Origin of the sequence: Methanothrix thermoacetophila PT (assembly GCF_000014945.1) — an archaeon.
GTDB classification, from domain to species: Archaea; Halobacteriota; Methanosarcinia; order Methanotrichales; family Methanotrichaceae; genus Methanothrix_B; species Methanothrix_B thermoacetophila.
Genome location: NC_008553.1, coordinates 400,807 through 425,591, shown reverse-complemented (window position 1 = coordinate 425,591; position 24,785 = coordinate 400,807). Strand labels below are relative to the sequence as shown.

At 54.0% G+C, this 24,785-nt stretch carries 20 protein-coding genes; 12 read left to right on the top strand and 8 right to left on the bottom strand.

What is annotated here, in order from left to right:
- Nucleotides 1-2 precede the first annotated feature (2 nt).
- The 5 genes from MTHE_RS02110 (at nucleotide 3) to MTHE_RS02090 (ending at nucleotide 4,330) form a co-directional block, all read left to right on the top strand.
- The gene (locus tag MTHE_RS02110; protein WP_011695605.1) at nucleotides 3-185 is read left to right on the top strand and encodes an RNA-protein complex protein Nop10; all 183 of its coding nucleotides are present in this window, start codon (nucleotides 3-5) and stop codon (nucleotides 183-185) included.
- A complete protein-coding gene (locus tag MTHE_RS02105) occupies nucleotides 182-949 on the top strand; it encodes a proteasome assembly chaperone family protein (protein WP_011695604.1) in 768 nt (255 codons plus the stop codon). The genes MTHE_RS02110 and MTHE_RS02105 overlap by 4 nt, the downstream gene beginning before the upstream one ends.
- Nucleotides 909-2,261: a TldD/PmbA family protein gene (locus MTHE_RS02100; RefSeq protein ID WP_011695603.1), complete on the top strand. Its 1,353-nt coding sequence runs from the start codon at nucleotides 909-911 to the stop codon at nucleotides 2,259-2,261. Before MTHE_RS02105 ends, MTHE_RS02100 begins: the two co-directional genes overlap by 41 nt.
- Nucleotides 2,262-2,400: 139 nt before the next feature.
- Entirely contained in the window at nucleotides 2,401-3,249 is an 849-nt protein-coding gene (locus tag MTHE_RS02095) for a ribose-phosphate diphosphokinase (RefSeq protein ID WP_011695602.1), read from the top strand.
- Between the two features lie 7 nt (nucleotides 3,250-3,256).
- Nucleotides 3,257-4,330 carry a cation diffusion facilitator family transporter gene (locus tag MTHE_RS02090; protein ID WP_217417065.1) on the top strand — a complete coding sequence of 358 codons (1,074 nt, stop codon included), beginning with the start codon at nucleotides 3,257-3,259 and terminating at the stop codon, nucleotides 4,328-4,330.
- Here MTHE_RS02090 and MTHE_RS02085 read toward each other — a convergent pair.
- Entirely contained in the window at nucleotides 4,268-5,206 is a 939-nt protein-coding gene (locus tag MTHE_RS02085) for a nucleoside recognition protein (protein WP_011695601.1), read from the bottom strand. The genes MTHE_RS02090 and MTHE_RS02085 overlap by 63 nt on opposite strands.
- A 357-nt stretch (nucleotides 5,207-5,563) precedes the next feature.
- On the opposite strand from MTHE_RS02085, the gene MTHE_RS02080 reads away from it, so the two are divergent.
- From MTHE_RS02080 to MTHE_RS02070, 3 genes are all read left to right on the top strand, one after another.
- On the top strand, nucleotides 5,564-6,811 hold the full coding sequence (locus tag MTHE_RS02080) for an NAD(P)-dependent malic enzyme (RefSeq protein WP_175265700.1): 1,248 nt from the start codon (nucleotides 5,564-5,566) through the stop codon (nucleotides 6,809-6,811).
- 62 nt (nucleotides 6,812-6,873) lie between these two features.
- Nucleotides 6,874-7,773 carry a 4-demethylwyosine synthase TYW1 gene (gene twy1 / locus MTHE_RS02075; protein WP_011695599.1) on the top strand — a complete coding sequence of 300 codons (900 nt, stop codon included), beginning with the start codon at nucleotides 6,874-6,876 and terminating at the stop codon, nucleotides 7,771-7,773.
- Nucleotides 7,774-7,846: 73 nt separating this feature from the next.
- On the top strand, nucleotides 7,847-8,251 hold the full coding sequence (locus MTHE_RS02070) for a response regulator (RefSeq protein WP_175265698.1): 405 nt from the start codon (nucleotides 7,847-7,849) through the stop codon (nucleotides 8,249-8,251).
- On the opposite strand, the gene MTHE_RS02065 is transcribed toward MTHE_RS02070, so the two are convergent.
- A complete protein-coding gene (locus tag MTHE_RS02065) occupies nucleotides 8,229-9,074 on the bottom strand; it encodes a deoxyribonuclease IV (RefSeq protein WP_235619494.1) in 846 nt (281 codons plus the stop codon). The two genes, MTHE_RS02070 and MTHE_RS02065, sit on opposite strands and share 23 nt — an antisense overlap.
- Nucleotides 9,075-9,229: 155 nt before the next feature.
- Nucleotides 9,230-10,075, bottom strand: a complete 846-nt coding sequence (locus MTHE_RS02060) for a phosphate ABC transporter substrate-binding protein (RefSeq protein ID WP_011695596.1) — start codon at nucleotides 10,073-10,075, stop codon at nucleotides 9,230-9,232.
- Between the two features lie 640 nt (nucleotides 10,076-10,715).
- Between MTHE_RS02060 and MTHE_RS02055 the strand changes: the two genes are divergently transcribed.
- The 3 genes from MTHE_RS02055 (at nucleotide 10,716) to MTHE_RS02045 (ending at nucleotide 13,787) form a co-directional block, all read left to right on the top strand.
- The gene (locus MTHE_RS02055) at nucleotides 10,716-11,105 is read left to right on the top strand and encodes a hypothetical protein (protein ID WP_011695595.1); all 390 of its coding nucleotides are present in this window, start codon (nucleotides 10,716-10,718) and stop codon (nucleotides 11,103-11,105) included.
- A 325-nt stretch (nucleotides 11,106-11,430) separates the two neighbouring features.
- On the top strand, nucleotides 11,431-12,351 hold the full coding sequence (gene mmp11 / locus MTHE_RS02050; protein ID WP_235619478.1) for a methanogenesis marker protein 11: 921 nt from the start codon (nucleotides 11,431-11,433) through the stop codon (nucleotides 12,349-12,351).
- The gene (locus tag MTHE_RS02045) at nucleotides 12,336-13,787 is read left to right on the top strand and encodes a thiamine pyrophosphate-dependent enzyme (protein ID WP_011695593.1); all 1,452 of its coding nucleotides are present in this window, start codon (nucleotides 12,336-12,338) and stop codon (nucleotides 13,785-13,787) included. The genes mmp11 and MTHE_RS02045 overlap by 16 nt, the downstream gene beginning before the upstream one ends.
- Nucleotides 13,788-14,095: 308 nt before the next feature.
- Here MTHE_RS02045 and MTHE_RS02040 read toward each other — a convergent pair whose 3' ends face one another.
- The gene (locus tag MTHE_RS02040) at nucleotides 14,096-17,566 is read right to left on the bottom strand and encodes a COG1361 family protein (RefSeq protein ID WP_175265696.1); all 3,471 of its coding nucleotides are present in this window, start codon (nucleotides 17,564-17,566) and stop codon (nucleotides 14,096-14,098) included.
- Between the two features lie 1,482 nt (nucleotides 17,567-19,048).
- Here MTHE_RS02040 and cobT point away from each other — a divergent pair.
- Nucleotides 19,049-20,104, top strand: coding sequence for a nicotinate mononucleotide-dependent phosphoribosyltransferase CobT (cobT, locus tag MTHE_RS02035; protein WP_011695591.1), 1,056 nt, complete (start codon nucleotides 19,049-19,051; stop codon nucleotides 20,102-20,104).
- 288 nt (nucleotides 20,105-20,392) lie between these two features.
- On the opposite strand, the gene MTHE_RS02030 is transcribed toward cobT, so the two are convergent.
- The 4 genes from MTHE_RS02030 to MTHE_RS02015 all read right to left on the bottom strand — a co-directional run bounded on the left by MTHE_RS02030 (nucleotide 20,393) and on the right by MTHE_RS02015 (nucleotide 24,776).
- Nucleotides 20,393-21,631 (bottom strand): multidrug effflux MFS transporter, encoded by a 1,239-nt coding sequence (locus MTHE_RS02030; protein ID WP_175265695.1) that lies wholly within the window; start codon nucleotides 21,629-21,631, stop codon nucleotides 20,393-20,395.
- A 188-nt stretch (nucleotides 21,632-21,819) separates the two neighbouring features.
- Entirely contained in the window at nucleotides 21,820-23,121 is a 1,302-nt protein-coding gene (gene truD / locus MTHE_RS02025) for a tRNA pseudouridine(13) synthase TruD (RefSeq protein WP_011695589.1), read from the bottom strand.
- Nucleotides 23,122-23,412 (bottom strand): TrkA C-terminal domain-containing protein, encoded by a 291-nt coding sequence (locus MTHE_RS02020; RefSeq protein WP_011695588.1) that lies wholly within the window; start codon nucleotides 23,410-23,412, stop codon nucleotides 23,122-23,124.
- Nucleotides 23,403-24,776 (bottom strand): potassium channel family protein, encoded by a 1,374-nt coding sequence (locus tag MTHE_RS02015; RefSeq protein ID WP_011695587.1) that lies wholly within the window; start codon nucleotides 24,774-24,776, stop codon nucleotides 23,403-23,405. The genes MTHE_RS02020 and MTHE_RS02015 overlap by 10 nt, the downstream gene beginning before the upstream one ends.
- Between the last annotated feature and the right edge of the window lie 9 nt (nucleotides 24,777-24,785).

Here is a 24,785-nt window from a genome sequence, read left to right as displayed (position 1 = left end):
CATTGGTAAGATCCAAGATATTGAGATGCGAGCGGTGCAGGCTCTACACTCTCAAGGAGACCTGCCCGAGATGTGGATCCCACACAACCGGCACGAAGCCGGCAAGGTTCTCGCCAGAGGACAGGTATGGAAGGTACCGGCGTGCTCTGTTCTCTGAAAGCGGACGGGAAGAGGAGAAAGCATGAAGAAGACTTTTGTTAGGAGGCTCAAGGATCTGTCCCTCGAGAGCCCCATTCTGGTGGAGGGCCTGCCCGGGGTTGGACATGTTGGAAAGCTCGTCGCTGAGCACCTCATTGAAGAGCTCAAAGCTGAGAAGATCATCGAGATATATTCACCGCACTTCCCTCCGCAGGTCCTGGTCCAGTCTGATGGCACCGTCAGGCAGGTCAGGAACGAGATCTACGCATACAAGGGAGCTGATGGAGAGCCGGATCTCCTGATCCTGGTGGGCGATTACCAGAGCGCCACGAATGAGGGGCATTACGAGCTCACTGGCATATTTCTTGACATAGCAGAGGAGTTCGGTGTCAGGAGGATTTACACCCTTGGAGGCTACGGAACAGGCCAGTTTGTGGAGCCTCAGGTGATCGGCGCAACGAACAGGTCTGAGCTCGTTGAGGAGATGAAGAGTCTAGGCGTGGTCTTCCACGAGAATGAGCCTGGAGGGGGGATCATCGGGGTCAGCGGTCTCCTGGTGGGGCTTGGCGGCCTGAGGGGCATCGATGCCGTATGCCTCATGGGCACGACAAGCGGGTATCTGGTAGATCCAAAGTCCGCACATGCTGTTCTCAAGGTCCTCTGCAAAGCGATCGGTATAGAGGTCAGGACGCAAGCTCTCGAGGAGAGGGCCGCCGAGATGGAGAGGATAGTGAGCAAGCTTCAGGAGATGGAGAGGGCACAGGTGCCCTATGAGAGCGGGGGCGAGGAGGATCTCAGGTACATCGGATGATCTGAAGATCTCTGCGGAGAGGCTGCTTGAGAGGGCGCTAGGCCTGGGAGCGGACGAGGCTGAGGTATTCGGGGTCTGGAGCAGGAACCTGACGCTTGAGCTCAGAAGGGACCGTGTCGAGAGCATCAGCGCGAGCGTTCTCAGGGGCCTTGGGCTCCGCGCTATCATCAAGGGCGGCGTTGGTTTTTCAAGCACATCAGATCTGAGCAGGATCGATGATGTCGCAGAGGCTGCCGTGAGCGCAGCCCGCATCTTCGGGCCGGATCGACTCTGGAGGGGACTTCCAGGAAAATCTCGCATGCCTTCTGTGGATGGCGTGTTCGACCGCAGGATAGCGGATGTCCAAACAGACACTCTCCTGGAGATCTCGGAGGAGCTCCTGGGCGGATGTGGAGCTGTTGGTGGAGTTGAGCCGGTATCGGGCGGCGTATCATGCACGCACAGCCTGGAGATCCTGATCAACTCCAGCGGTCTCGACCTCTCAGAGGAGGGTACATCGATCCATCTCGCCCTTGAGACGATCGCCAGAGGGAGCTCAGGGGTTGCGACGGGAAGCGAGTTTGACAACTCGCGGAGCTTCAGCGTCAACGCAAGAGCTGTGGGAGAAAAGGCCGCGGATCTCGCAAGACGCTCTCTAGACGGAATATCCATAGAGACTGATACTTATGATGTTGTGCTCTCGCCGGTCGCGTTTGCAGAGCTTCTAGAGAGCACTTTTATTCCATCGCTCTCTGCAGAGAACGTCCAGAAAGGAAGATCCACGCTCGCTGGCATGCTTAACAAGAGTGTATCTGATTTGAGGCTTCAGGTGGTTGATGATGGTGCGCTTCCAGCGGGCATGGGGAGCTCGGCGTTCGATGGTGAAGGCGTCCCCTCACAGAGGAACGTGCTCCTGGAGGACGGCGTGCTGAGGAGCTATCTCTACGATAGCTATACTGCTGGCAAGGAGGGGAGATCGAGCACCGGGAACTCGGTCAGATCAGGCTACTCGGAGATGCCCAGGATCGGCATACGCAATCTTATCATCTCCTCAAAAGAGCCTGTTGAGATGCTGGACGGCGTGCGCGAGGGAGTTCTGGTCAACAGCGTGATAGGGGCGCACACCGCAAACCCCATATCTGGAGACTTCTCAGTTGAGGCAAGAAATTCATTTCGCATCCGCGCCGGTGAGATCGCAGAGCCCGTGCGTTCTGCCATGATCGCAGGGAACATATTCGACCTCCTGAAGCATATTGATGTCGGGAGAGATGCGAGAGCCGTCGGGCCGATCGTGACTCCAGGCGTCAGGGTGCGGATGAGAGTGGTTTGCTGATGCGGGTCGCAGATGGCGATCCATGATCCCATCGGAAGATGCTGCATACATGCAATCACGCGATAATGTCAACATACAAGACGTGGGTGATCGCCTCGATTTCATCAGGAGACGCTGCACCTGCGCCGCGGAGGTTATCATGATCATAGGAGGTCCATCGTCGCAGCTGCTCGCCGGGCGGGTCGCCTCGATCCTCGGGGAAAGGGTGGCGCTCTGCGAGTACAGAACGTTCCCGGACGGGGAGGCATACACACAGCTCCAGTCCGAGATCGATGATGATGTTGTCGTGATACAGAGCACCCCGTCAGACAGGGATATCGTTTACCTTCTTCAGCTCCTCGATATAGTCAGGGAAAGGAACATCACCCTGGTCATCCCCTACTTCGGATACGCCAGGCAGGACAAGATATTCAAACCGGGGGAGCCGCTGACCGCGAGGGCGATAGCCAGCGCCCTGAACCCGTTCCTGAATGACAACTCCAGGGTCTTCACGGTGAACATCCATGCTCCATCTGTGCTCACTCACTTCATGTGCAGAGCAGAGAGTCTGGATGCGACTCCTCATCTCGCAGAGGAGATCCGCAGGCTCGATCTGCGGGATCCTGTTGTTATATCACCGGACAAGGGCGCGATGGCGATGGCATCCAGGGCATCTGAGATACTTGGATGCGACTTCGATCATCTGGAGAAGACCAGGCATAGTGGCACAGAAGTATCTATAGCACCAAAGGAGATCGATGTCAGGGGAAGGGATGTCGTGATCATGGACGATATGATAGCGACAGGTGGCACGATGGCCACAGCGATATCGATGCTCCGGAGGCAGGGCGCCCGGAGCGTTCATCTGGCAGCTGTACATCCGGTGCTTACGGGAAACGCTCTCTTAAAGCTGTATCATGCTGGCGTTGATAGGGTCACAGCCACAGACACCCTCGACCGCGGGGTGAGCACGGTCTCTGTAGCGCCCCTTATCGCCGGATCGATATGAGGAGCACATGGCTGAAATGAAGAGCAGGGCAGAGGTAAAGGGGAGGGCGGCAAGGCTCTCCGTGATCGCCTGCTCGTGTCTGGTGGTTCTAAAGCTAGCTGTGGGGATGATGATCGGCTCTGTCTCGATCATCTCAGAGGCTGCTCATTCCGCAGTGGATCTCGTAGCAGCAACCATGGCGTTTCTCTCCGTCAGGATCGCCGGCAGGCCTGCGGATGACGATCATCCATTCGGCCACGGGAAGATCGAGAACATCTCAGGAACTGTGGAGGCGCTGCTGATATTCCTCGCCGCCTACTGGATTCTCTCTGAGGCATGGTCAAAGATCTGGAATCCCGCGGAGATCGAGACTCTGTGGCTTGGCGCTGGGGTCATGCTCATATCTGCGGTTGTGAACACGCTCGTCTCCCGGAGGCTTTTCTCTGTAGGGCGTGAAACAGAGTCTGTTGCCCTCCAGGCAGACGCATGGCATCTACGGACAGATGTATACACATCACTTGGTGTGATGCTGAGCCTTGCAGCGATCTGGATCGGCGACAGGATATCACTGGACCTGAGAATCCTGGATCCACTTGCCGCGATCTTCGTATCCATTCTGATCCTGAAGGCTGCGATCCATCTCACAATCGACTCTGCGCGCGATCTCCTCGACTCAAGCCTGCCGGATGACGAGAAGACCCTCATAATGGAGAAGATAATCTCAATGAAGCCGGATGTCCGCGGGTTCCACGCATTCAGAACCAGGCGGTCCGGATCGTATAGGTTTGCCGAGTTCCACATCCTGGTGGACTCGGATATGACCGTTGAGGAATCGCATCAGCTCACAGATATACTTAAAAAGGCCATACGTGAGCATTACCCGTGTTCGTTTGTCACGATACATGTGGAGCCGTGCAGGCTCTGCTGCGATCCGGGATGTGTTAAGGGATGCATCCTGAGCGAGGAGGAACGGAGGGCAATTGAGGCATCTCCTGGCCAGAGCCATCAGCACGAAGTGACCGAACACAGCACAGATCATTCATCCAATCCACAGAAGCGCCAGCAGGAAGACGGCCCGCACCATGACGCTCAGGCCTGTTGATATCGCGACTATCATAAGACCGACCCGCGGGCCGAATATGGCGGTGTAGTTCGGCACCATGCTCTTCATGGCGAATATCGGGAGCATGAACATGCTTCCCAGCATGAGCACGGTCGCTGCCTGTATCTCCGTTAAAGATCCGCTCTGGATCATCGGGCTGAGCATGGATAGCCCGATGAGCGGGCTCGCGACGTATGTCGTGAGGGGCACTAACGCCTCAGGGGAGATGCCGAATGTCTGAGCGATCGGGAGAACGCTCAGTTTGTCGAAGAAGCCGTGATCGTTCAGCGAGAGGACCAGCAGTGTCATCGCCATGTATGTGATGGATATTCTGGCGAACGGTCTTATCTGTGTGCGCAGGATCTTAAGCGTGGCATCAAGAGAGTTTATGTTTCTTCGGGGTGCCTCCCAGGAGATCTCTGCACCATTCCTTCCTCTGAGAATCAGCCTGCCGAGGATTATCACCATGAGAACCTTTACAATGGCTGTGATTATGAAAACGCCCGCATAGAACAGGCCGACCACCGGTCCCAGAAGTGGAACAACCACCGGTATCTGGTACGTGAAGATTTCTCTGATGTACACAGGTATGCTGTTCATCATAGCACAGAGCACGGTCTCGCGGTCATCGATGGCGCCACGCATCTTGAACTCAGCTATCATTGAGTTTGCTGCAACCGCTGAACCGAGGGAGACGAGGAACGATGATGCAGATATCGATGGCAGGTTCGCCATGGATACGAGCGGTTTTGACAGGACCGAGAGGCGATCGAGAACACCGAGCTCCATGAGCATGCCCGCTAGAAACAGCCCGAGGAATACCGTCACCAGCACAGGTATCGTGGTCTCCAGAGCTCTGAGCAGTAGGTCGAGCATTCCCAAGTCTGTTTTAAAGCGATCGTAGATCAAATTACTGGTCGAGCACCTTTGGATATGTGGGAACCAGAGCGATCTATCCCGGTTGTTTATGTTGTCTACTGGCACATGAGATCAAGTGCATTGCGGGCTCGCAGAATTTCATGGAGTGTTATGCCATGGAATACCGATTACAGAGACTGTTCGGCGAATTTACCAATCTCTGGCATGATCAGAATCGGACGCGTCCGAATAAGGATTAGGTGTTTATGATGTGCAAAAGAGGGGAAGATCCAGATTTCTGGCCACAGCTCTTATCCGGACAAGTCCTTAGAATCCACAGCAATATTTATCTCAAATGCATCCAGATGCCCAGCGATGTCGCTTCAAGACGATGCTCTCAGGTACCACATAATGGGCAAGATAGCCATCTCCAGCAGAGTCGTTTTAAAGGATGCTGAAGATCTCAGCCTCGCATACACACCCGGTGTGGCAGAGCCCTCCCTCGCGATAAGCAGGAACCCGGACGATGTGTATCTCTACACATCGAAGGGGAACATGGTGGCCGTCGTCACAGACGGCACCGCGGTTCTGGGCCTCGGTGATATAGGGCCGCTGGCATCGATACCCGTCATGGAGGGCAAGGCGCTTCTCTTCAAGAAGTTTGCGGGGATAGATGCCTTTCCGATAGCTCTGAGCACAAAGGATCCAGCTGAGATCGTGGAGACCGTGGTCAGGATCTCTCCGGTCTTCGGCGGCATAAACCTGGAAGATATCAGCGCGCCCAGGTGCTTCGAGATTGAGGAGGAGCTCAAGAAGAGGCTTGACATCCCTGTATTTCACGACGACCAGCACGGAACCGCGGTTGTCGTGGTTGCAGCTCTCATAAACGCGCTGAAGCTGGTCGGCAAGAGCTTCAAGGACATCTCGATAGCTGTATCCGGCGCAGGGGCCGCAGGGGTCGCTGTGACAAAATTCCTGCTGGACTTCGGCGTGAGGGATATCAGGGTATGCGATAGGAAGGGCATAATCCATCGGGGGCGGGAGGATCTCAGCCCCATCAAGCGGATGCTGGCTGAACTCACGAACCCAGAGGGGATTACCGGCACCCTGAGAGATGCGATGAGAGGTGCGGATGTGTTTATAGGGCTCTCTGTTGGAGGAATCGTCAGCAGGGATATGGTCGAGGGAATGGGCAGGGACCCGGTGGTGTTTGCGATGGCAAATCCAGTGCCTGAGATAATGCCGGATGAGGCGAGGAAAGCGGGCGCGAGGGTTGTTGCCACCGGAAGGTCAGACTATCCCAACCAGGTGAACAACGCTCTTGGCTTCCCGGGCATATTCCGGGGCGCGCTCGATGTCAGGGCGAGCGATATAAATGAGAGGATGAAGAGAGCTGCCGCCTTCGCGATAGCGTCTCTGGTCGATCCGGTCAGAGAGGACTGCATAATTCCATCCCCGCTGGACAGGAGGGTTGTTCCTGCGGTGGCAGAGGCTGTGGCTGCAGCTGCAATTGAAAGCGGCGTGGCACGCATGCCTGTCGATCCCTCTGAGGTGAGGGCACATGCGGTAGCGGTTTTATCGAAGGAGTGGGATGAGCTGCCAGAGGACCATGAAATCGGATAAATTAATAGAACCAGAACATCAAGGAGATCTTGGCAAATAACGTAAACTGAATGGAGGCGGATATGGATCCTGCGGCACTTGAGCGACAGGGGTACCATCTCGTTGGGGAAGGCGCGGTGAAGCCATGCCTGTGGCTTAAGAGGAGCCTGAGAGGGAGAGAGCAGTGCTACAAGCATCACTTCTACGGCATTGAGAGCCATCGTTGTGTGCAGATGACGCCGGTGCTGCACTGCAACCATCTCTGCCTCCACTGCTGGCGGCCTGTGGATGATTCATTTCCACTGCCTGAGAGATGGACCGAGCCGGAGGATCTCCTGGATCTAGTGCTCAGGGAGCAGAGGAGGATACTGTCCGGTTACTGGGGCTCCGATGTCGTCGACCGCGCGAGGCTCCAGGATGCCTCTACACCAAAACATGTGGCGATATCGCTCATGGGGGAGCCAACTTTCTACCCGCATCTCAGAGGTCTGATAAAGGCGATAAACGAGAGGGGGATGACATCGTTCCTGGTCACCAATGGCACGAATCCTGATGTTCTGAAAGATGTGGATCCGACGCAGCTCTACATAAGCATAAACGCTCCGGACGAGGATACCTACAGAAGGGTCTCCGGCGGGAGGGATTGGAATCGCATCCTGGAGAGCCTGGCCATGATGCGCGATCTGAGATGCAGGACCGTGGTCAGGATCACGCTCATCAGGGGCGTGAACATGTTCAACCCCGATGCATACGCCCGACTTCTGGATGCAGAGCCGGACTTCGTGGAGGTAAAGGCCTACATGCACCTCGGCAGATCGAGATACAGGTTATCGAGAGACGCGATGCCATCACATGAGGAGGTCGTGAGCTTCGCCTCGGCGCTTGCCGAATCCATGGGATACACACTGGAGGACCAGGTGAGCCTCAGCAGGGTGGCTCTCCTCACCCGTGGAAACGTCCAGAGAAAACTAGATAAACTGTGAGGTAAAGGACCAAGAGCCTGCTAAAAAGATTCAGAAAGCTTGGTTGCAGATGAGTTCAAGAAGTGCTTGCATTATGGGTGAAGATACAAGAAAGCTCAGGATACTCCTTGTAGAGGACAATCCGGAGGATGTTTTTCTCACAAGAAAGGTTCTGAGAAAGAGCGGTCTCGATGGAGACATGCAGATCACAGGTGACGGTGCGGAGGCTCTGCGGATTCTCGAGGATATGCTCAGGGCAGGGGAGCACCTGCCAGATCTCATTCTTCTCGATATAAATCTGCCGGACATGGGTGGCATGGCGGTGCTGAAGAGCATTAAGGGCGACGCCAGGTTTTCCAGAATACCCGTGGTGATGCTGACATGCTCCAATGCGGATTCTGACATACAGAAGAGCTACGATCTTGGAGCGAGCACGTACCTCGTTAAGCCGGTCTCAAGGGACGCGATGATCTTGGTCATGAGGGCACTATTCGGCTGATTCCACGGACGACCTCGAGATTCCCACGATCGTCTCTCCTCTTATCGACAGGCGTCTCCAGTATCATGGGCAGCTCTCTGAGGCGGTAATCGTTTATCACCGCTGCGAATCCGTTCAATCCGATTTTGCCCATGCCGATGTGCTCATGCCTGTCCAGGCCAGATCCGAGATCGCCCACCGAGTCGTTGAGATGGATCAGCATGAGGTCTTTCAGTCCAGCGGTGCTGTCGAATGCTCTCAGGGTTGCATCCAGGCTTTTCTCGTCCCTGAGATCGTATCCGGCAGCGAATACATGGCAAGTATCAAGGCAGATGCCGAGTAGATCCGACCCAACCCTCTCCAGGACATCAGCAAGATCTTCGAACCTGCCACCGATGCTGTTTTTTGATCCAGATGTTGTCTCCAGAAGGATCTTTGTGCCATTTGAATCAGGGAGTGCGGCCTCGATCGCGCCGACTATGCGGGATATGCCTGAATCTCTGCCAGAACCCAGGTGGCTTCCCATGTGCGTTACCAGATACGGAATCCCCAGGGCGCTGCATCTCATCAGCTCATCCTTCAGTGCCTGTACCGATCTGGAATAAACGCTCTCCCTGGGGGAGGCCAGATTAGGAAGATATGGCATGTGTCCCACAACCGGCCATATTCCCGAGCGGCTGAGCTGGCTTTTAAAGGCCTCTATGACATCATCTGAGAGCTGCTTTGTGTGCCAGCCTCTCGGATTCGATGTGAATATCTGATATGTATCACATCCAAGCTCGATCGCCCTCCTCACAGAGAGGTGAATGCCACCAGCTATCGATATATGCACGCCAAATCTCACCAAGATAACACCCTCAGACCAAACTGACATATCGTCACAGAAAAGCGGCGTCCCGCCTGTTTGCATATGATTCTCATACTCTATTCCCAGCTGCACTCATGGAGTTCTCGGATACGATCTTGATCTCGACGGGCTGATGCACACAGGGATTCGGCTCATGGTGGGATGAACCCGTTCGTCTCCGCTATTCTCCGACCCTCCGGTCCAAGAACGAAGTCTATGAATGCCTTTGCTCCAGCGGTCGGCTCGCCGAATGTGTAGAAGTACAGCTTCCTAGCGAGCGTGTAGTTTCCGCCCCTGATGTTATCCATAGTTGGATAGACACCATCCAGCGCGAGCGGAACAACTCCACCAGTCCTGACATAGCTGTATCCTAGGTAGCCTATGGCCCTATCGCTCCCGAGTATCGCGGTCTTGACCTCAGAGCTGTCCAGGGCCTCGATGCTCACACCCGGGGTCTCAGCGGCCGCGGATCCCATGATGATCTCATTGAATGTGTCCCTGGTACCGGAGCCCGCCTTTCTTCCCACCACCATGATCTCTCTATCAGGGCCTCCGACGGATTTCCAGTTTCTTATCTCTCCGGAATATATCTTTTTGACTTCTGTCGCTGTGAGACTCCTCACACTGCTGTTGTATATCTGCGGGCTCACGACTACTATTATCGCATCGTAGCCGACCAGTATCTCCTTGAATTTGCGATCAGGCCTCTCATAAAGCGCCCTTTCAGAGGGCTTTATTTCCCTCGAGGACATGGCTATATCCGCTCTTCCCTCGGCAGCGTCGATTATCCCCACACCGGATCCGCCGGCTGTGACCGTCACCATGTACTCCCTGTACATGAAATTGAACTCCTCGGCGCAGAGCTCTGCAAGGGGCATGACGGTGGTGGATCCGGAGACGCGAATCCTATCCACACTGTCTGATGGCAGAGCGAGCAGGATGAGCACGACGATCAGTATCAGGATAGGAATGATGCCCACTATTTTAGGTACTGCCATCAATCACAGTCTCCTAGCATCATATATAACTGCCACGTTCTGTGTGATCGAATGGCACCGTTCATGTGGCGAGATGACGGGCAGATGCATCAACTTAATAATTTGCATTCATGACCGCAGCTGGTTGCTGTTCAGCTTTGCATCTGCTTCATATCAGAACGCTCTGCAGATATGCTGAGATCAGCTTGCATGTTGTGGATCTCTGGAACGTGCTCAATAAGTTGAGGTAAATTGCCCTCTTAGCAGATTTCTGGATGAACGAATATGCCAGCGCTCATATATGCGTAGCAACTTGTATGGCATGCGATCTGGTTGGTAATATCACTCATTCATTCGCCACAAACGCATAGCATGAGCACTGCTCCTTCCGGCAAATTACCGGCTGGATAAGAGCGTATGCCAGATGATAGCGACTTTAGCAACTTCACTTGATCAAGTAACTCAGGTACGCTCACGATATTGGGCAAATGCGATCTCTGAGAGCCCTCAACTTCATTCTCAAGAGGCTGCGCATATGTTGTTTACTATTAATATCATGTACCAAAGTAAAAAGATTGATTAGAATTATTTAACAGAAATAAACTATTTATAGTATAAACTCCACCTTACATTCTGAAGGGAACAATCTTGAGGGAGTAGCATGAAGGAGTCATATGTGATGAAGTTCGACTCTAGGGATATGCAGGTGGTCGAGATCCTTCGGAGCTTGGGGGTTCCAAGAAAGGTCTCGAACATGCTTGCTTACCTGGCAAACGTGGAGGAGGCCACGTCTCGAGACATCGAGAGGGGATCAGATCTGAGGCAGCCAGAGGTGAGTATAGCCCTGCGAACCCTGAGGAAGCACAACTGGATAGAGGAGAGCGTGCGGAGGAACGATGGCACCGGCAGGCCGGTGAAGGTATACAGGCTCAAGGCATCGATAGATGAGATACTGAAATATTACGAGGAGGAGAAGCTCAAGGAGGCGAACAGAGCCATGGAGCGGATACAGAAGCTCAGAGCTCTGCTCAGCCAGAGCGAGTCCTCCTGAATTAAAAAGTGATCTCCAATCAGCTGTGTGTAGCAGGAAATTCACTGGCCGAAGGCAACGGGATTTTCCGATCTGCACATTGGTTGCGCGCTGCCGGAGACGCTCTCATCCAGCGGAGCTTTTTTATGGGGGTGAACCATCACTCCCATTGATGTATTTGATCATTGGTTCGATTCGCTGAGTATTTTATCAGGAATCGCCATCCAGGGGCACACATACCACGAGGCTGTGGGTGTATCTCGACAATGCCGGTCACAGTCGGTTTTGCGGTGCGCGTGGGACCCTGGGTCGGCATGAAGGGTGCATGGAGATGTATTGAGAAGAGGTGTGTCTGGTGGTCTGCGATCTGGATGATCCCTACGTGGTGGCATACAAGCAGATACATGCCATCTCCAGCCCGTCCGGGGATCTGGTGGAGATACTCGAGAGGTCCAGCTGCTACGGCGGCTCTGCCTGGGCCAGGTATCACTACAGCAAGGGCCCGCTGGTTGTGTCCTCAAGAAACCTGGGCGAGTGGTTCAGATACTTCGTCAGAACAGGAGAGGTGGATCTGGATCTCATATCCTCAAAAAGGTCCGCTGGCATCTCATCTGTATTTGTGAAAGGCGATGAGGTCGAGATTACCTATACAGGCCTCGGAGGAGGTGGTGTCGGTGCCACGTTCACAAGGGCGAAAGCTGGAGATGTGCTGAGATCGAGAACAACAGAGGCAGGTGGGGGGAGGGTGGCGACAGGAACCATTGTCGTCCCGAGAAGGGAGCGGCTGGTGATCGGGGTCGACAACACAGACTCGAAGACCACAGGAGCGACATGGTCGCTCGTGCACAACATCTCCGAGAAGGTCGACAGATACGAGGCGAGGTACATCTCACACTCTCTCGTTCAGCTATTCCCCGTTCCCACGAAGACCCAGAACTGCGTCTCGACCGCGGTGGAGTTCGCATGCATCCCCGGAAGAGAGCGTGGCATGATAGAGGATTTCAGGAATCTTCTTGAGAGATACACAGTCTCAGATGAGACTGGTATGGTGGTATGCAGGAGCTTCGACCCATCCATGCTGTTCGAATATGCAAAGCGTTGTAGGCTGGATAGGGTGAGCTATGAGGATGCACTGAACGCCGCGCAGAGCGCCGGGCTGGAGATTGTGATGGATGGGCAGGGGCTCATTGGCGCGGTTGCTGCAGTGCCGTACTTTGGAGACCCTGATCGATCTGTTGTGCCGGAGTGGCTATGCGAGGAGCATTAGAGCAGATATATAAGGCCCTGAGGGATGTGGGGGTGGGCTACGTCGCATATGTACCAGGCTACCCGATAACAGATCTCGCTCAGTCTCTCGGGGCTGAGATCGCTGTGAACGAGAAGGTCGCATTCGAGTGCGCACTGGGTGCATCTGCCACAGGCATCAGATCTCTGGTAATTGTGAAGCAGCTCGGCATGAACATACTCGCAGATCCCCTTGTTATATCTGCGACTCACACCACAGGCGCTGGTATCGTGGTACTAGTGGGAGACGATCTCGGACCGAGAGGCTCGCAGATCGAGATGGACAGCAGATTCTACGGCCCGCTGACAGAGCTGCCAGTTCTCGATCCCGCAGCTCCGGGTCTGTACAGAGCTGTCACCGAGGCTTTCAGGGTGTCGGAGGAGTACTTTATACCTGTAATACTGAGGGTCACCTCAGATGTGCTCGAGGATGCAAGCACTGAGGCTGTCATCAGAGAGGGCGTGCCGGCATCTCTCCAGCAGACGCCAAGACGCTTCGACAGATCCATCTGGGATCTGACGGCGAAGGGTCGCCGCCAGAGGCATCTGGCGAAGGTTCTTCCCGCTCTGAGCGAGGTATCAGAGGCGTCAGTTCGGGTGGAGCTCCGCGGAGATCGGGGTGTGATAGCAGCTGGATCTGTGATTCCGATGGCAGAGAGGGTATGCGAGGAGACCGGATCGTCGCTGCTCGCCCCTCTATACTCCTATCCGCTCCCATGGAAGACCATCGAGCGGTTTCTGGAGATGCACCGTCTCGTCCTTGTGGCAGAGGGACCGGGGACGTTCATAGAGTCTCATCTTAAAGACGTGCGCGGCAGGCTTACAGGCCATCTCCCGTACGGACGCGTCAAAGCAAATGATCTCAGAACTGCGCTCAGCCTGATCCACATCTCCGATCTCAGAGGAAGCATCGAGATGGAGACTGCTGCAAGCCGTCCCGCGAGGAGATCGATATGCGAGGGATGTCCGTTTCTGCCCCTTTACAAAGCCCTCTCCAGAATTGATGTGCCGATCGCGGGCGATGCCGGATGCACGATACTCTCCCTGAGGATGGGAGCTGTGGACATGGTCTACGGCCTCGGCTCATCGATCGGAGTCGCATCTGGCTTCAGGGAGAAGGGGATCGCGATCGTGGGGGATTACGCGCTTGCGCATACCGGCATCCAGGGATTGATCAATGCCATCTGGAGCAGGAAGAACGTGCTTGTGGGCGTGATCTGGAATCGCGTCGCTGCAATGACAGGATTCCAGGAGGTTTTCGATCTCGAGCATGTCCTAAAAGCTCTTATGCCTGAGATGAGGATCGTGGATATGCCTGCGCCTGAGCAGGAGATCGAGCAGATACTGAAAGATGAGCTCAGGTCCCATGGAGTTTCACTTGTACTCTTCAGGGGCAGATGCACCGATCGGAGCACGTGATAGCTGCAAAGTGCAACGCTCTTATCCATCTAATGACTTGAGAGGCATTGTCTTGCTGCGCTTCTAGAAAGTAGAGTGCTTTTAGCCTCCCTACGCTAGGCCAGACGTTACTGGACACGGTCTAGAAAGTGCTTCTAGAAAGTAGAGTGCTTTTAGCCTCCCTACGCTAGGCTAGACGTTACTGGACACGGTCTAGAAAGTGCTTCTAGAAAGTAGAGTGCTTTTAGCGGCCCGTCTGCATGCCCGACAAGTTGCCAAAGACATAAGAGCGAAGCGCAAACTCCGTCTCGGCCGGTGAGAGGAGGTCGCTAGTCCTGGAACTTTATGTTCTTCTGTATCTGGAAGCTTCCATTGAGTCTCTGATCAGCCTTCATCTTCTTGCTGAACTTGGAGTACTCGGTTCTGGTATTCCACATTCCCTCGAACGCCTGCTCTGTGGAGAACGCCACCGTGTTGTTTCTGTAATTTATAGATCGAATCATCCCTCGCTCGCTCTTATCGAGCTGGCTCATGTTGAATCGCTCTGTGATGCTTGCGCCCATCCCGCCGTGGAAGACAGGCGAGTCGAACCGCTTAAAGCCCTTCAGAACGCCGCCATCGAAGGAGATATCCTTGATCTCGGTGAAGTTGACCGTGGGGTTCGACTTCTCCATGCACCTGACAGACTCCATGTCCAGGCTCCCGCTTCCCTTCAGGTCTTCCTCATATGACATAGAGTTCTCCATGAACGTGTCTCTTATCGAGACCTCCCCTCTTCCGCTAACAGTCGTGGACTCGATGTAGAGCATTCCGTCTCCCTTTGTTTTCGTCTCAGGCAGAGGGCTCGGTCTTCTTGATGGAGCCTGGGAGACCCACTGCAGCATGTACGGCCCATCCTCTGCGCTGCTCTGGCCGCATTCGGCCCTGACCGATATCCCCAGAATTGTCCCCGCGCTCTGCCCGGGGATCAAGCAGCTCCAATAGCCGTCACTCTTGCTACCGCTTTCAAGGAGCATCTTGATCTGGGAGGTCCTCTTCATGTTTACCATATCGGCTCTGGCTATGCTCTGGTCCGCCACCCCGTACTCCAGGACGACAGTATCAACATCTGAGTCGCCTCTGATGTGGGCGACAACCCTGACAGGAGCACCTGCAACAGGTTCTGGCGGTATAGCAGTGACGTCCAGAATGCGGACCGGAACCCGAATATCCCTCACGCTCTCTATCCCCAGTGTTGTGTTCAGGGATGGATCGTATGCTTCCAGGGAAATGTTGCCAGATTCAGATGACACATCTCTGCCAGTGGCGTTCTGTCTCGAGACATCGATCTGCTTTCTCGTTATCAACTCCTGGATGTATCTGATCACATCTCTGAGGATTGAGAGAGCAGACTGATCTTTCGATGTAGGAATGCTTTCGCGGTGTCCATCTGAGCTGAGCACATCAGATGCCCTCTCCTTTACAGCTCTGCTCACGTTCTCAGATGCGACCGCGTTTCCGGAGGATGAATTCCCAGCTGCACCATCTGTGAAGGAACTGGTAGTGTTTGATGTGACTGTTTTGGCGAGCGATGCGATCGATTCGCTCTCGTTTAATGCATTCGCGCCGATCTCTTTTACTGAAGAATCGTTAACATACACGCCTGCTTTTGATGCAGCCGGAGCGCTGTTCTGCGATTTTCCCGATGGCCTCGGCTCGAGCCCCTTGAGAAGCCTTATGCTCAGGGGCTCCCTATCCAGAACATGCCCTCTCGATGGGGTCAGCCCCTCAGCTGTAACCGTATCCGAGATGTCCATTGTGAGCGGTATCGTCATGGTCACAGTTTTCCTCTGCTTCGGGGCCAGGAAATCTATGCTTCCCATGGGCCCTATGACCCTGCTCGTTACGAATATCTCCTGCAGCGGCACACCGCCCACGTTCTCAACGGTGCATGAGATCCTCACCTTATCCCCAAAGCGTGCCGCCTCTGGCGAGACGCTGATCTTGAGATTCAAAGCTGCCTCGACCACAACCGCCTCAGAGGATGCATCTGCGCTCCAGATCCTGCCGCGGGCGTCTCTTCCGGCGGCCGTGAATCTCAGCGTGCGGTTCTTGTTAACGGAAATTGAAGGAGTGACTGTTCTGAACTCGCCAGGCGCCAGGTCTCCAAGGGATGCAACAGTCCCGATCTCGGATTCCGAGATCTGCACATCATGCAGGAGATCCGTGCCGGAGTTGGAGACGAGACAGCTCACGTTGAATTCATCTCCAGCAGGGGTCACAACGCGAGTCGGCATCACAGACAGCGTTATGTTCGGCCTGATTACCTTCATCGATAGAACCGCAGTGTCGGAGACGACCTGATCGCCATCCCCGTATCCGGTTGCGGTGATCGTTACATCTTTTGAGATATCGGATGAGATGGAAGCAGCTATTCTCGTCTCAGTTCCTGGCGGGATCTCCCCGATCCTGGCGCTCCTGATTCCAGCAAGCGTCACGTTCCTGAGAGATACCTCCCCGGTGTTCTCCACTGTGCACAGGACCTCTGTCTCCTCTCCCGGATAGAGAAAAAGCTCTGATGGATCCAGCGAGAGGTTCATACCGGCTCGGTAGACATGCACAGCTATCTGTGAGAACGCATAAATCTCCTTGCCAGTTGAGTCCCTGGCAGACGCCATTACAATATCATCTATCGATGAGGTGATCTGTCGCTTCCTGCTTACATGGCTCACCTCACCTGGCTTCAGCTCTTTTATCTCCCCTATATGGCCGAAGCTGTCCTCCACAACGATATCCCTGAGCAAATCAGATCCGGAATTCTCCAGTTTGACGGTGATATTTGTCACCCCTCCCGATATTATCTTTGGGGGGTCGGCGCTGGCACTTATATTCAGCTCAGGTGAGACGACCCATATCAGCACAGATGTCTCATTCGTGACTAGAGCACCATTCCTGTCGCTCCCGGATACGTTCGCTCTGATCTCTGTCGTGGAGTTGATGGTGAAGTTACCCTCTATGCATACAGATCTTTTGGGAAGGATGAACTGGGTTGTCATTCTCTTCTCATGGCAGAGCAGATCCACGTTGTAGATAACGTCGCTGCAAGAGTTTATGACAGTACATCGGTAGCTGATATTCTCCCCAGCTCGTGCTCTGGTAGTGCTCGTCTCTAGGATCAGATCCAGGCTGCTGGATGGCCTGTACTCCATAGTCCGGAGGGTGGTCTCTGAGGATTCAGCAGCGATTGCGGATCCCGGGCGTGACCCAGTGTATCTGACATCACCGGCAAGATGCTCTCCGGCCTCGTTTAAAGCCAGGACTCTAAGACCTGTAACATCCACTGAGCCTATCACAAGCGTATGGCTCTCCCCTGGGGCAAGCGCAGGTATTATGCCGAGGACGCTGTTCCTGCGGTCGACTATCTTAACGCGTCTCAGCTCGGTCTTCCCAGTATTCGCGATCCGTATCCTGTGCTCAGAACCTCCTCCGATCCTGCTGCTCTCAACAGTTGCCCTGAGAGCAGGGTATGGTGTACTGCGCTCCTCCTTCTCCACAACCCCGATGCTGAACTCTTGGGATGCCAACTCTCTCCCATCTGAGCTTGCTGTGAGTTTGAACCGTGATGGTGATAAGATAGGTGGCGTCTTCGCTCTTATGCTGAAGACGTCCCCTGGTGGCAGGGTGTCGCGAAACCCTATCTCTCTGGTGCCATCTGTAACAGATATATTTGAGAGTGTGCGATCTCCGGTGTTTCTGAGGATGCAGGTGTAATCCAGTACATCGCCGGCGGCGACATCCGTAAAATCGGTTCTGACTGTCATCTCCAGTTCTGGGCTGGAGGAGGTAGGGAGGGGCAGCCAGAAGGGCCAGGCGCATGCTGAGGGTATCGTACATGGCAGGAGGGATACGAAAAGGAGACCGAGGCTAAGCCAAGCTGAAAACCGGATACAGCTTCGCGTAGTCGGGCTACAAACAATGCCCAGTCCCTTCATCTGCTACCCCATGAAATATTTTAATGGTTTCTATGTATAAACATTTCGGAGAGAGAAAGCATTCTACGCAACCTGTATATCACCATTATTTTATGTTATGGCCCCTCTGAATGCGTTTTCCGTCATATAATTAAAAAATTTTAAAATTTAAAATGAAATCAAAATGTATTGATTCGCGAGGTTATCTAGGCATCTCAAAAGTTAAAAATCACATTTAAGATAGTTATTAATCAATAAATATGTTATGGTTGCGAACCCTCTGCTCTGGCGGGAGCATGGATGGGGCTGTCTGAATAACACTAACACCTCCTCGCGAGGTAATAGTAAGAAGTCGTCTTGAAACCAGCTGCCCATCAGTTATGACATGGTGTCTTGCCATGCATTTGGGTTATAGGTGCTGATCATATCCATCGATGACCTCATCCACTAAGATTAGTCGGTGCTGGGATATGTTATTTGGGTTATAGTTGCTAATCATATCTATCGATGACAGCGGGATGGCGAGACAGGCTCAAAATAGAACATGCCCAATATGTTGGGGTGAATTGCCCTCTCGGCAGATTTCTGGATCTATGACTGCCCCGATGATAGTGGCTTCTTGATCATAACTCAAGTACACTCGCGATATCGAGCAAAATATGCAAAACATAAACATTGGTATGAAAATGGTTCTCGCAAAGGTCCATTTTCACATGGGTGACCTTGGGTCATAGGTGTTTTTACAGAAATTATTCCAGCATTCTCTACTCATGTGTGAAGTCGTCTCGAAACTGTTTGAGCAATGATGCAGATCTGTGTTGATCCTGTGCGGAAATGCGATGACCCTGTCCGAATAAGGATTAAGTGTCTTCTCCATCCACAAGGAGTAAGCCACAGATCTCTAAATTCATTCTTATTCGGACACGCCCAATGCGATCCACATAAATCAATGCTCCTGGCAATTTTGAGACGCCTACATGCAGTGAACTATCCTGCCCCGAAGGGCAGGGCTATCCACTTCATAGCCACCACTTGTATCACAGAACTATCTATCGTTGAGAATGCCATAGGCAGGGAGGGCTTCGTTTTCATTCACACTGCGCCCTCTCCCCCAGAGTTAAATCGATGGCCAGGGGCCGTAGCGAATCCAGCCCTCAAGGAGTGACATGTGTATCATGAAGGCGATCTGGAATAAGCCATCTGGAATAGGTCTGTGGGGCGGAAGTGTCAGACGAATCGCGGCCTGCTAAGCCGCTCTTGAGCATTAGTCAAATAAATTTGATTTAAATAATCCACCGTTGATTTAATATAGACCTTTGCAGAGTATAGATCATGCCCAGATGGATACACCCGGATTTCGATTTCAGGCCCTTGCGGCCTCTCTTCATGTGCATAATCTCAAACACACACGTCGGAAAGATCCCAGGAGTGAGCGCCGCAGGCGTCACGCCCGAGTTCACGTTCTACACACCGGGCGCGGATGCGGAGCTGGTCGAGTTCAACAGGATCGTCACAATGCCAGGGCTTCCGGAGACGCCCGGCGGATGCCCAACGCCCGGCATAATCACAAGGGCCGCGCTGAGCCTGACTGGGGTTCCGGCGCTCTTCGTCGCCAGCGGTCTTGATAAGAAGCCCGCTGTTCCATATGTTGAACTTGGTGGTGCGGCAGGCGGAGATATCAGATACACCCCAGGCGTGCCCGAGGCTCCTGAGATACTGGAGAAGGCCGCGCTCCTCGGAAGAAAGGTATCGGCACTCTCAGACTGCATATTCATTGGAGAGTCCATCGCCGGAGGCACAACCACAGCTCTCGCAGTCCTGCGCGCCATAGGATACAATGGGAGCGTCAGCAGCAGCTTCGATTCAAACCCAATTGAGCTCAAGTCGGAGATCGTCAGGCAGGCTCTGAGGAGATGCGATTCAGAGCCAGGGGAATTCAGAGATGACATAATGCGGGCGATCGTGGAGTTCGGAGACCCGATGATCCCATGTGCCCTGGGCCTTCTCAAAGGCATCGGCTCAACCACGCGTGTGGTTCTCTCCGGCGGAACCCAGCTCGCTGCAGTGCTCCTTCTGGCAAAACGGCTTGGGATCGAGGGCGATTTCTCGATAGCCACAACAAAATATGTGGCCGAGGATCCCAGCGCAAGCTTCAGAGATATCGTCGAGGATTCAGGATGGAATTACTACGTTGTCGATCCAGGCCTTGAGAGATCCAGGATTCCCGTGATCCAGGCGTTCACCAGGGGCTTCGTGAAGGAAGGGGTCGGCGCGGGAGGTGCTGCGCTCCTCGCAGGCATCCTCGGCGTAACGCAGGAGAGACTGGTTGAGGAGACTGACAGAGTGCTGATGACTGTGGAGCTTCCAGGATGCGCATCCAAAGCATGAGCTTCGCCGAAAGATATGCGGATGCATAGATTTTCAGGAAAGATATTTGCTCAATATCGTGGGCGTACTTATGTTATGATCAAGAAGCCGCTATCATCGGCGCAGTCATAGATCCAGAAATCTGCCGAGAGGGCAAGTTACATCGACCTATTGAGCATGGCGAGGAGCTGCATACTGACAGAAAATTTTGTGAATTTTTATTAATAGCAGCTGAGCATTCTGTAATCATACGCCTGTGGCGTGCACGCACATTCAGCACATAGTGATAAGCACGCCCTCCTCATCTTCTCAGCTACCTGTCGCTGTGGCATATCTGTCAGGAACGTGACTAACATATGGTTTCTTCGAGATGTAATGCCACAGTATTGCGCAGATGGTGCCGATGAGCATGTACATCATCCCCAGAGCCGGAATCATGTTTTCCCTGGTCATGGATATCAAAGTCATGCCGATGCTTCCTGCAATTATTCCAAAACAGCTCATCAGAGCAGCTGCAGATCCCGTATCCTCCCTCTGCTGCTCGAGCATCAGGTTGGTCCCTGGCGTGCGAACAGCCCCCGCGGCGATTGTCGATGGCAGGAGCGCGACTGCGAATATCCATGGGCTCCATGTCCCCAGAATCAGAATCAGCGTCCCGCTCAAGATCATCACACCGAAGCACATCGTTACGAATGACCTGCGGCACATCCTTCTTGAGAGCTTCAGGTAGATTGTCGGAGAGGAGATCATCCCGATGGCGTTGAACGCGAAGAAGTAGCTGTACTCCAGCTCGCTCAGCCCGAAGCCCCTGATGTAAATGTAAGAGGATGATGCTATGAAGGCCAGCGCGCAAATGCTTGGAAGAGAGAACAGAAGCAGAAGCGATGCGAACGCTGGATTTCTTGCAACCACATACAGCCTTCCCAGTGAATGAAGCAGCGAGCCGCTGCAGCGTCTCTCCAGCGTCTCCTGGAGAGCGATGCTTCCTGCAAGTGCCAGTAAGCCTATGAATGCCAGGGCCTCGAAGAGCCCGCGCCATGTAGTGAATTTTAGCAGGATGGCACCGATAACAGGCGCCGACACCGGGGAAATCAGGACCATCGTCTGTACCACTGCCAATATGGGCTCCCTGCTCCTGACATCGTACACATCCTTGATCATGGCAGTGGCCACGGCAAACCCACTGCTTCCGCCGATCCCCTCCAGAGCGCGAAATGCTATCAGCAGGTGGATATCTGTGGAGAACGCACATGCGAGGCTGGCAATTGAATACAAGGAGAGACCTATAAGAAGCATCGGCCTGCGGCCATACCTGTCGCTGAGCGGGCCCCAAAGGAGGGTGCCTGCGCCAAATGATAGGAAGAACATTGTTAAGGTGAGGTTTGCGAGGTCTGAAGAGACGCAAAAATAATCTGCCATTCCAGGAAGCGCAGGAAGATACAGATCTGTCGATAGCGGTACAAAGGCGCTCAGTAGCGATATGAGCACAATGAGCCCCTTGTTCCCGAGGTACTTCTGTCTGGTCCTTCCCGAATATGTGAGGTTCATGCCGGATCTCTGGTTTTGCGGATCTGCCATGTACGAATCAGTAGCGGCGTCTCCCTATAGTTAGAATATCCCCAGGAGCACCTCATGTGATTTATCATTTGCTCTCCTGCTATCGGACGTGTCCGAATAAGAGCCGAGGCCAGAAATCCGGACCTTATTGCCTCAAACAGGTCGGACACACCTAATCCTCATTCGGATACATCCCTGGTATCCTTCATGTACTCCCTCAGCACCACCGTTGCATACGATCCAGGAGGAAGGGAGAACCGAATGCATGCGCTTTCAGCACCAAGTTCGAAGACCGGATCAACCTGCAGAAGAGCTGGCCTTCTCGCGCCGGGTGAGCTCAGATCCGGACAGGTCTTCACAGAGAAGCTCTCCCTGGAAATCCCCTCTGATTCCAAGATGCTACGTTCGATCTCGCCCTGCTCGCCATCAGCAAGCTCAGACTCATATCCGATCAGCGGGAGGGTGACGAATGCGCGTTTTCGATCAAACAACCTCTTTACGGCCTCGATGTTCTCTGCTGTCACTCTCTCAATCCTGCTCACATCCGGCATTCCATCTTTGGAGAAGCAGACGATATCCCCTTCCACCGGCTCGAATGTGAGGCATCTCCGGAGACGCATGCTGAGCATTCTGTTGAAGAGATATGACTGGTAGGCATGAACGAACATCCTCCTCAGGTTATCAGGGAGAACCATCAAAGCGCCTGCATGATCTCCTGGACTGGAGACCAGATGGTTCAGCATAGCCAGCTCGTATGTGAGATGCCTCGGGTATCTCCTGAGCGCTGCTCTCACATCCCCCGATTCCCAGAGCTCCTCACGCGCAGCCCTCGTCTCCTCAGGCTCACCATCAAATGGCATGGAGAGATAGGTGAATACCGCACGCTCCAGATCTCCTCTCACGATCGCCTCGCCAACAAGATGCGTCACAGGCCGGATCTCGCCGAACCTCTGGACGCCGAAGTAGTTCGGGACTCCCCCGATCTCCAGTATCTCAGAGGTTATGCGCTCCATACGCTCCCTGGCGGAATCTACATCGACTGCGAGATCTCTTATCACAATCCTGAAGCGGTTGCCTTTCAGATCTCCAAGACCGAGAGGCCTGTTTGTTCTTCCGAGAACAGAGATCTTGAGATCAGGGATTCTCAGATCTATCAGCTCATCCTCATCGAGGTTCATGATCGCCATTCTCTGCCTTGTGACCGCCCTCCTGTCCTTGGTGCCTGCGAAGCTTATTCGCCTCTGGCTTATTCTGAGGGCCCTCGCGATCTCTCTTACCAGTTTGTGCGTGTCCCAGTCACGCTTCTCGACCTCGACGACGAGATACCTCCCACCCTCGTAATGATCCTCATCAAATATCTCCTCGACGACGAAATCCTCGGGGCTCTTGCGTATAACCCCACCGATGCCAGGAGTTCTGGTGATGTAGATCTCCATGCCCAAAGCTTTGTCGCGCTCAGCCGCTGGAATAAGCCCCTCCATCTATCCACCATCTCCGAAGACCCTGCTGAACCTGTCCATGGATCCCGGCGGCCCGAGGAGGATGAGCACATCTCCAGGCAGTACCTCCGTCTCCCCTGAGAGGCTTAGTAAGGCATCCCCGGCCCGATTGATCGCCACAACAGCGCATCCGAAACGCTCTATGAGTGCCAGCTCTCTCAAAGTCCTGCGTGCCATATGGGATCTTCTACGGACCTCATACCTCCTGAGCTCCAGGCCCTCATAGAGTATCGTCAGATCCTCGCTCTCCGGGGTGATCATGTTCAGGAGCATCTTGCTCCTACCATAGGCACAGATGCCACATAGTCTGCTCCAGCCCTGTAGAGCTTCTCCGTGGTTTTGAGATGGTTTGCTCTTGCTATTATGAACGCGTCCGGGTTCAGGTTCCTGGCGACGAGTGTCGCGTATATCGCGTCATGATCGTTGTTCAGCATGATCATTATGCATGTTGCCTCTTTCACGCCAGCCCTGACGAGGACATCCTCTGAGTAGCCGTCGCCCCTGACGTGCTCGAACCGATCCGTGGCCAGATCCCGCCTGTCCACAACTACAGGCACTACCCCGTGCTCGCACAAGACTCGGACAAGCCTCTGCCCAACGTCGCCGTATCCCACGACGAGAAACCTCTTCTCCATCTCATCTCCAGCACCCAGCGACCTGAGGCGCATGAGCTGCTCCGAATCCCCCACTGCAAGAACGACCGATCCGGTGGAGATGCGTTCGGTCCCAGCCGGTCTGGGCATGAACTCCCCCCTCTTCCATAGACCGGCGATAGCAGCCCCTGTCTGGATCAGGAGAGGATCTGAGATTTCTCTTTCAGAGAGAGGACTGCCAGGAAGCACAGGTACCTCCACCAGGCTCAAAGTGCCAAAGAGCTGAACCGCCCCTGGAAAAATGCACTCCCCGCAGGATGGATTTGATATCTGTGCGACGAACGTTCCCAGCATCGTCTTGGGCGAGAGAACCCTGGAGGCTCCGGCATAGCTCAGAAACCTGGAGTGTCTCAGGTCCTCGACCATCGCGATTATCTCGACTCTGGAGACCTCCCTGATCGTAAGAATCACATCCGCGTTTACCTCATCTGTATAGTTCACCATGACCATCCTGGCCGTCGATATGTTTGCGTTTCTCAAGACCTGCACATCCGATGGGTCTCCCCAGACGGTAATGTACCTTTTGAAGATGCTCCTTGCCACAGATTCTCTGCTCTCGACTATCGCAAACTCAATTCCCATCTCATCGAGCCTTTCTGTCAGCCTCTCGACCATCGGGCCATAGCCGCAGATCAGGATGTGGCCGCTCATCCACTCCGGCACCCTTTCGGGAAGTTCTCTTCCGAGATGCTCGAACCACGGTGTCACGATGCCAGGCAAGACAAAAGCGAAGACCAGAGCTATACCGCTCAGGCTCACCACGATGCTGAATAGGCGCCCCAGAGAGCTGCTGAAGACTATGTCCCCGTAGCCGACGGTCGTAATGGTCATCACAACCCAGTACACAGCGTTCATCGGATGGGCAAGCTCGGACCTGCCCTCATACCGCATGAGAATCATGTAGATGGCGCTGTATACTGCCACTATTACAACCGTGAAGAACACTGCCCTAGCAGCGCCCCTGGCATCTATGCTCTCGACCATTCAGGAGAG

What these genes read in the sequence shown, in the direction of transcription:
- cobT (WP_011695591.1), top strand. Translation starts at nt 19,049, where the DNA reads ATGCCCAGATGGATACACCCGGATTTCGATTTCAGGCCCTTGCGGCCT.
- MTHE_RS02030 (WP_175265695.1), bottom strand. Translation starts at nt 21,631, where the DNA reads ATGAACCTCACATATTCGGGAAGGACCAGACAGAAGTACCTCGGGAAC.
- MTHE_RS02105 (WP_011695604.1), top strand. Translation starts at nt 182, where the DNA reads ATGAAGAAGACTTTTGTTAGGAGGCTCAAGGATCTGTCCCTCGAGAGC.
- MTHE_RS02020 (WP_011695588.1), bottom strand. Translation starts at nt 23,412, where the DNA reads ATGCTCCTGAACATGATCACCCCGGAGAGCGAGGATCTGACGATACTC.
- truD (WP_011695589.1), bottom strand. Translation starts at nt 23,121, where the DNA reads ATGGAGGGGCTTATTCCAGCGGCTGAGCGCGACAAAGCTTTGGGCATG.
- MTHE_RS02090 (WP_217417065.1), top strand. Translation starts at nt 3,257, where the DNA reads ATGGCTGAAATGAAGAGCAGGGCAGAGGTAAAGGGGAGGGCGGCAAGG.
- MTHE_RS02095 (WP_011695602.1), top strand. Translation starts at nt 2,401, where the DNA reads ATGATCATAGGAGGTCCATCGTCGCAGCTGCTCGCCGGGCGGGTCGCC.
- MTHE_RS02060 (WP_011695596.1), bottom strand. Translation starts at nt 10,075, where the DNA reads ATGGCAGTACCTAAAATAGTGGGCATCATTCCTATCCTGATACTGATC.
- MTHE_RS02085 (WP_011695601.1), bottom strand. Translation starts at nt 5,206, where the DNA reads ATGCTCGACCTACTGCTCAGAGCTCTGGAGACCACGATACCTGTGCTG.
- MTHE_RS02070 (WP_175265698.1), top strand. Translation starts at nt 7,847, where the DNA reads ATGGGTGAAGATACAAGAAAGCTCAGGATACTCCTTGTAGAGGACAAT.
- MTHE_RS02080 (WP_175265700.1), top strand. Translation starts at nt 5,564, where the DNA reads ATGTCGCTTCAAGACGATGCTCTCAGGTACCACATAATGGGCAAGATA.
- twy1 (WP_011695599.1), top strand. Translation starts at nt 6,874, where the DNA reads ATGGATCCTGCGGCACTTGAGCGACAGGGGTACCATCTCGTTGGGGAA.
- MTHE_RS02040 (WP_175265696.1), bottom strand. Translation starts at nt 17,566, where the DNA reads ATGACAGTCAGAACCGATTTTACGGATGTCGCCGCCGGCGATGTACTG.
- MTHE_RS02055 (WP_011695595.1), top strand. Translation starts at nt 10,716, where the DNA reads ATGAAGGAGTCATATGTGATGAAGTTCGACTCTAGGGATATGCAGGTG.
- MTHE_RS02100 (WP_011695603.1), top strand. Translation starts at nt 909, where the DNA reads ATGAGAGCGGGGGCGAGGAGGATCTCAGGTACATCGGATGATCTGAAG.
- MTHE_RS02015 (WP_011695587.1), bottom strand. Translation starts at nt 24,776, where the DNA reads ATGGTCGAGAGCATAGATGCCAGGGGCGCTGCTAGGGCAGTGTTCTTC.
- MTHE_RS02045 (WP_011695593.1), top strand. Translation starts at nt 12,336, where the DNA reads ATGCGAGGAGCATTAGAGCAGATATATAAGGCCCTGAGGGATGTGGGG.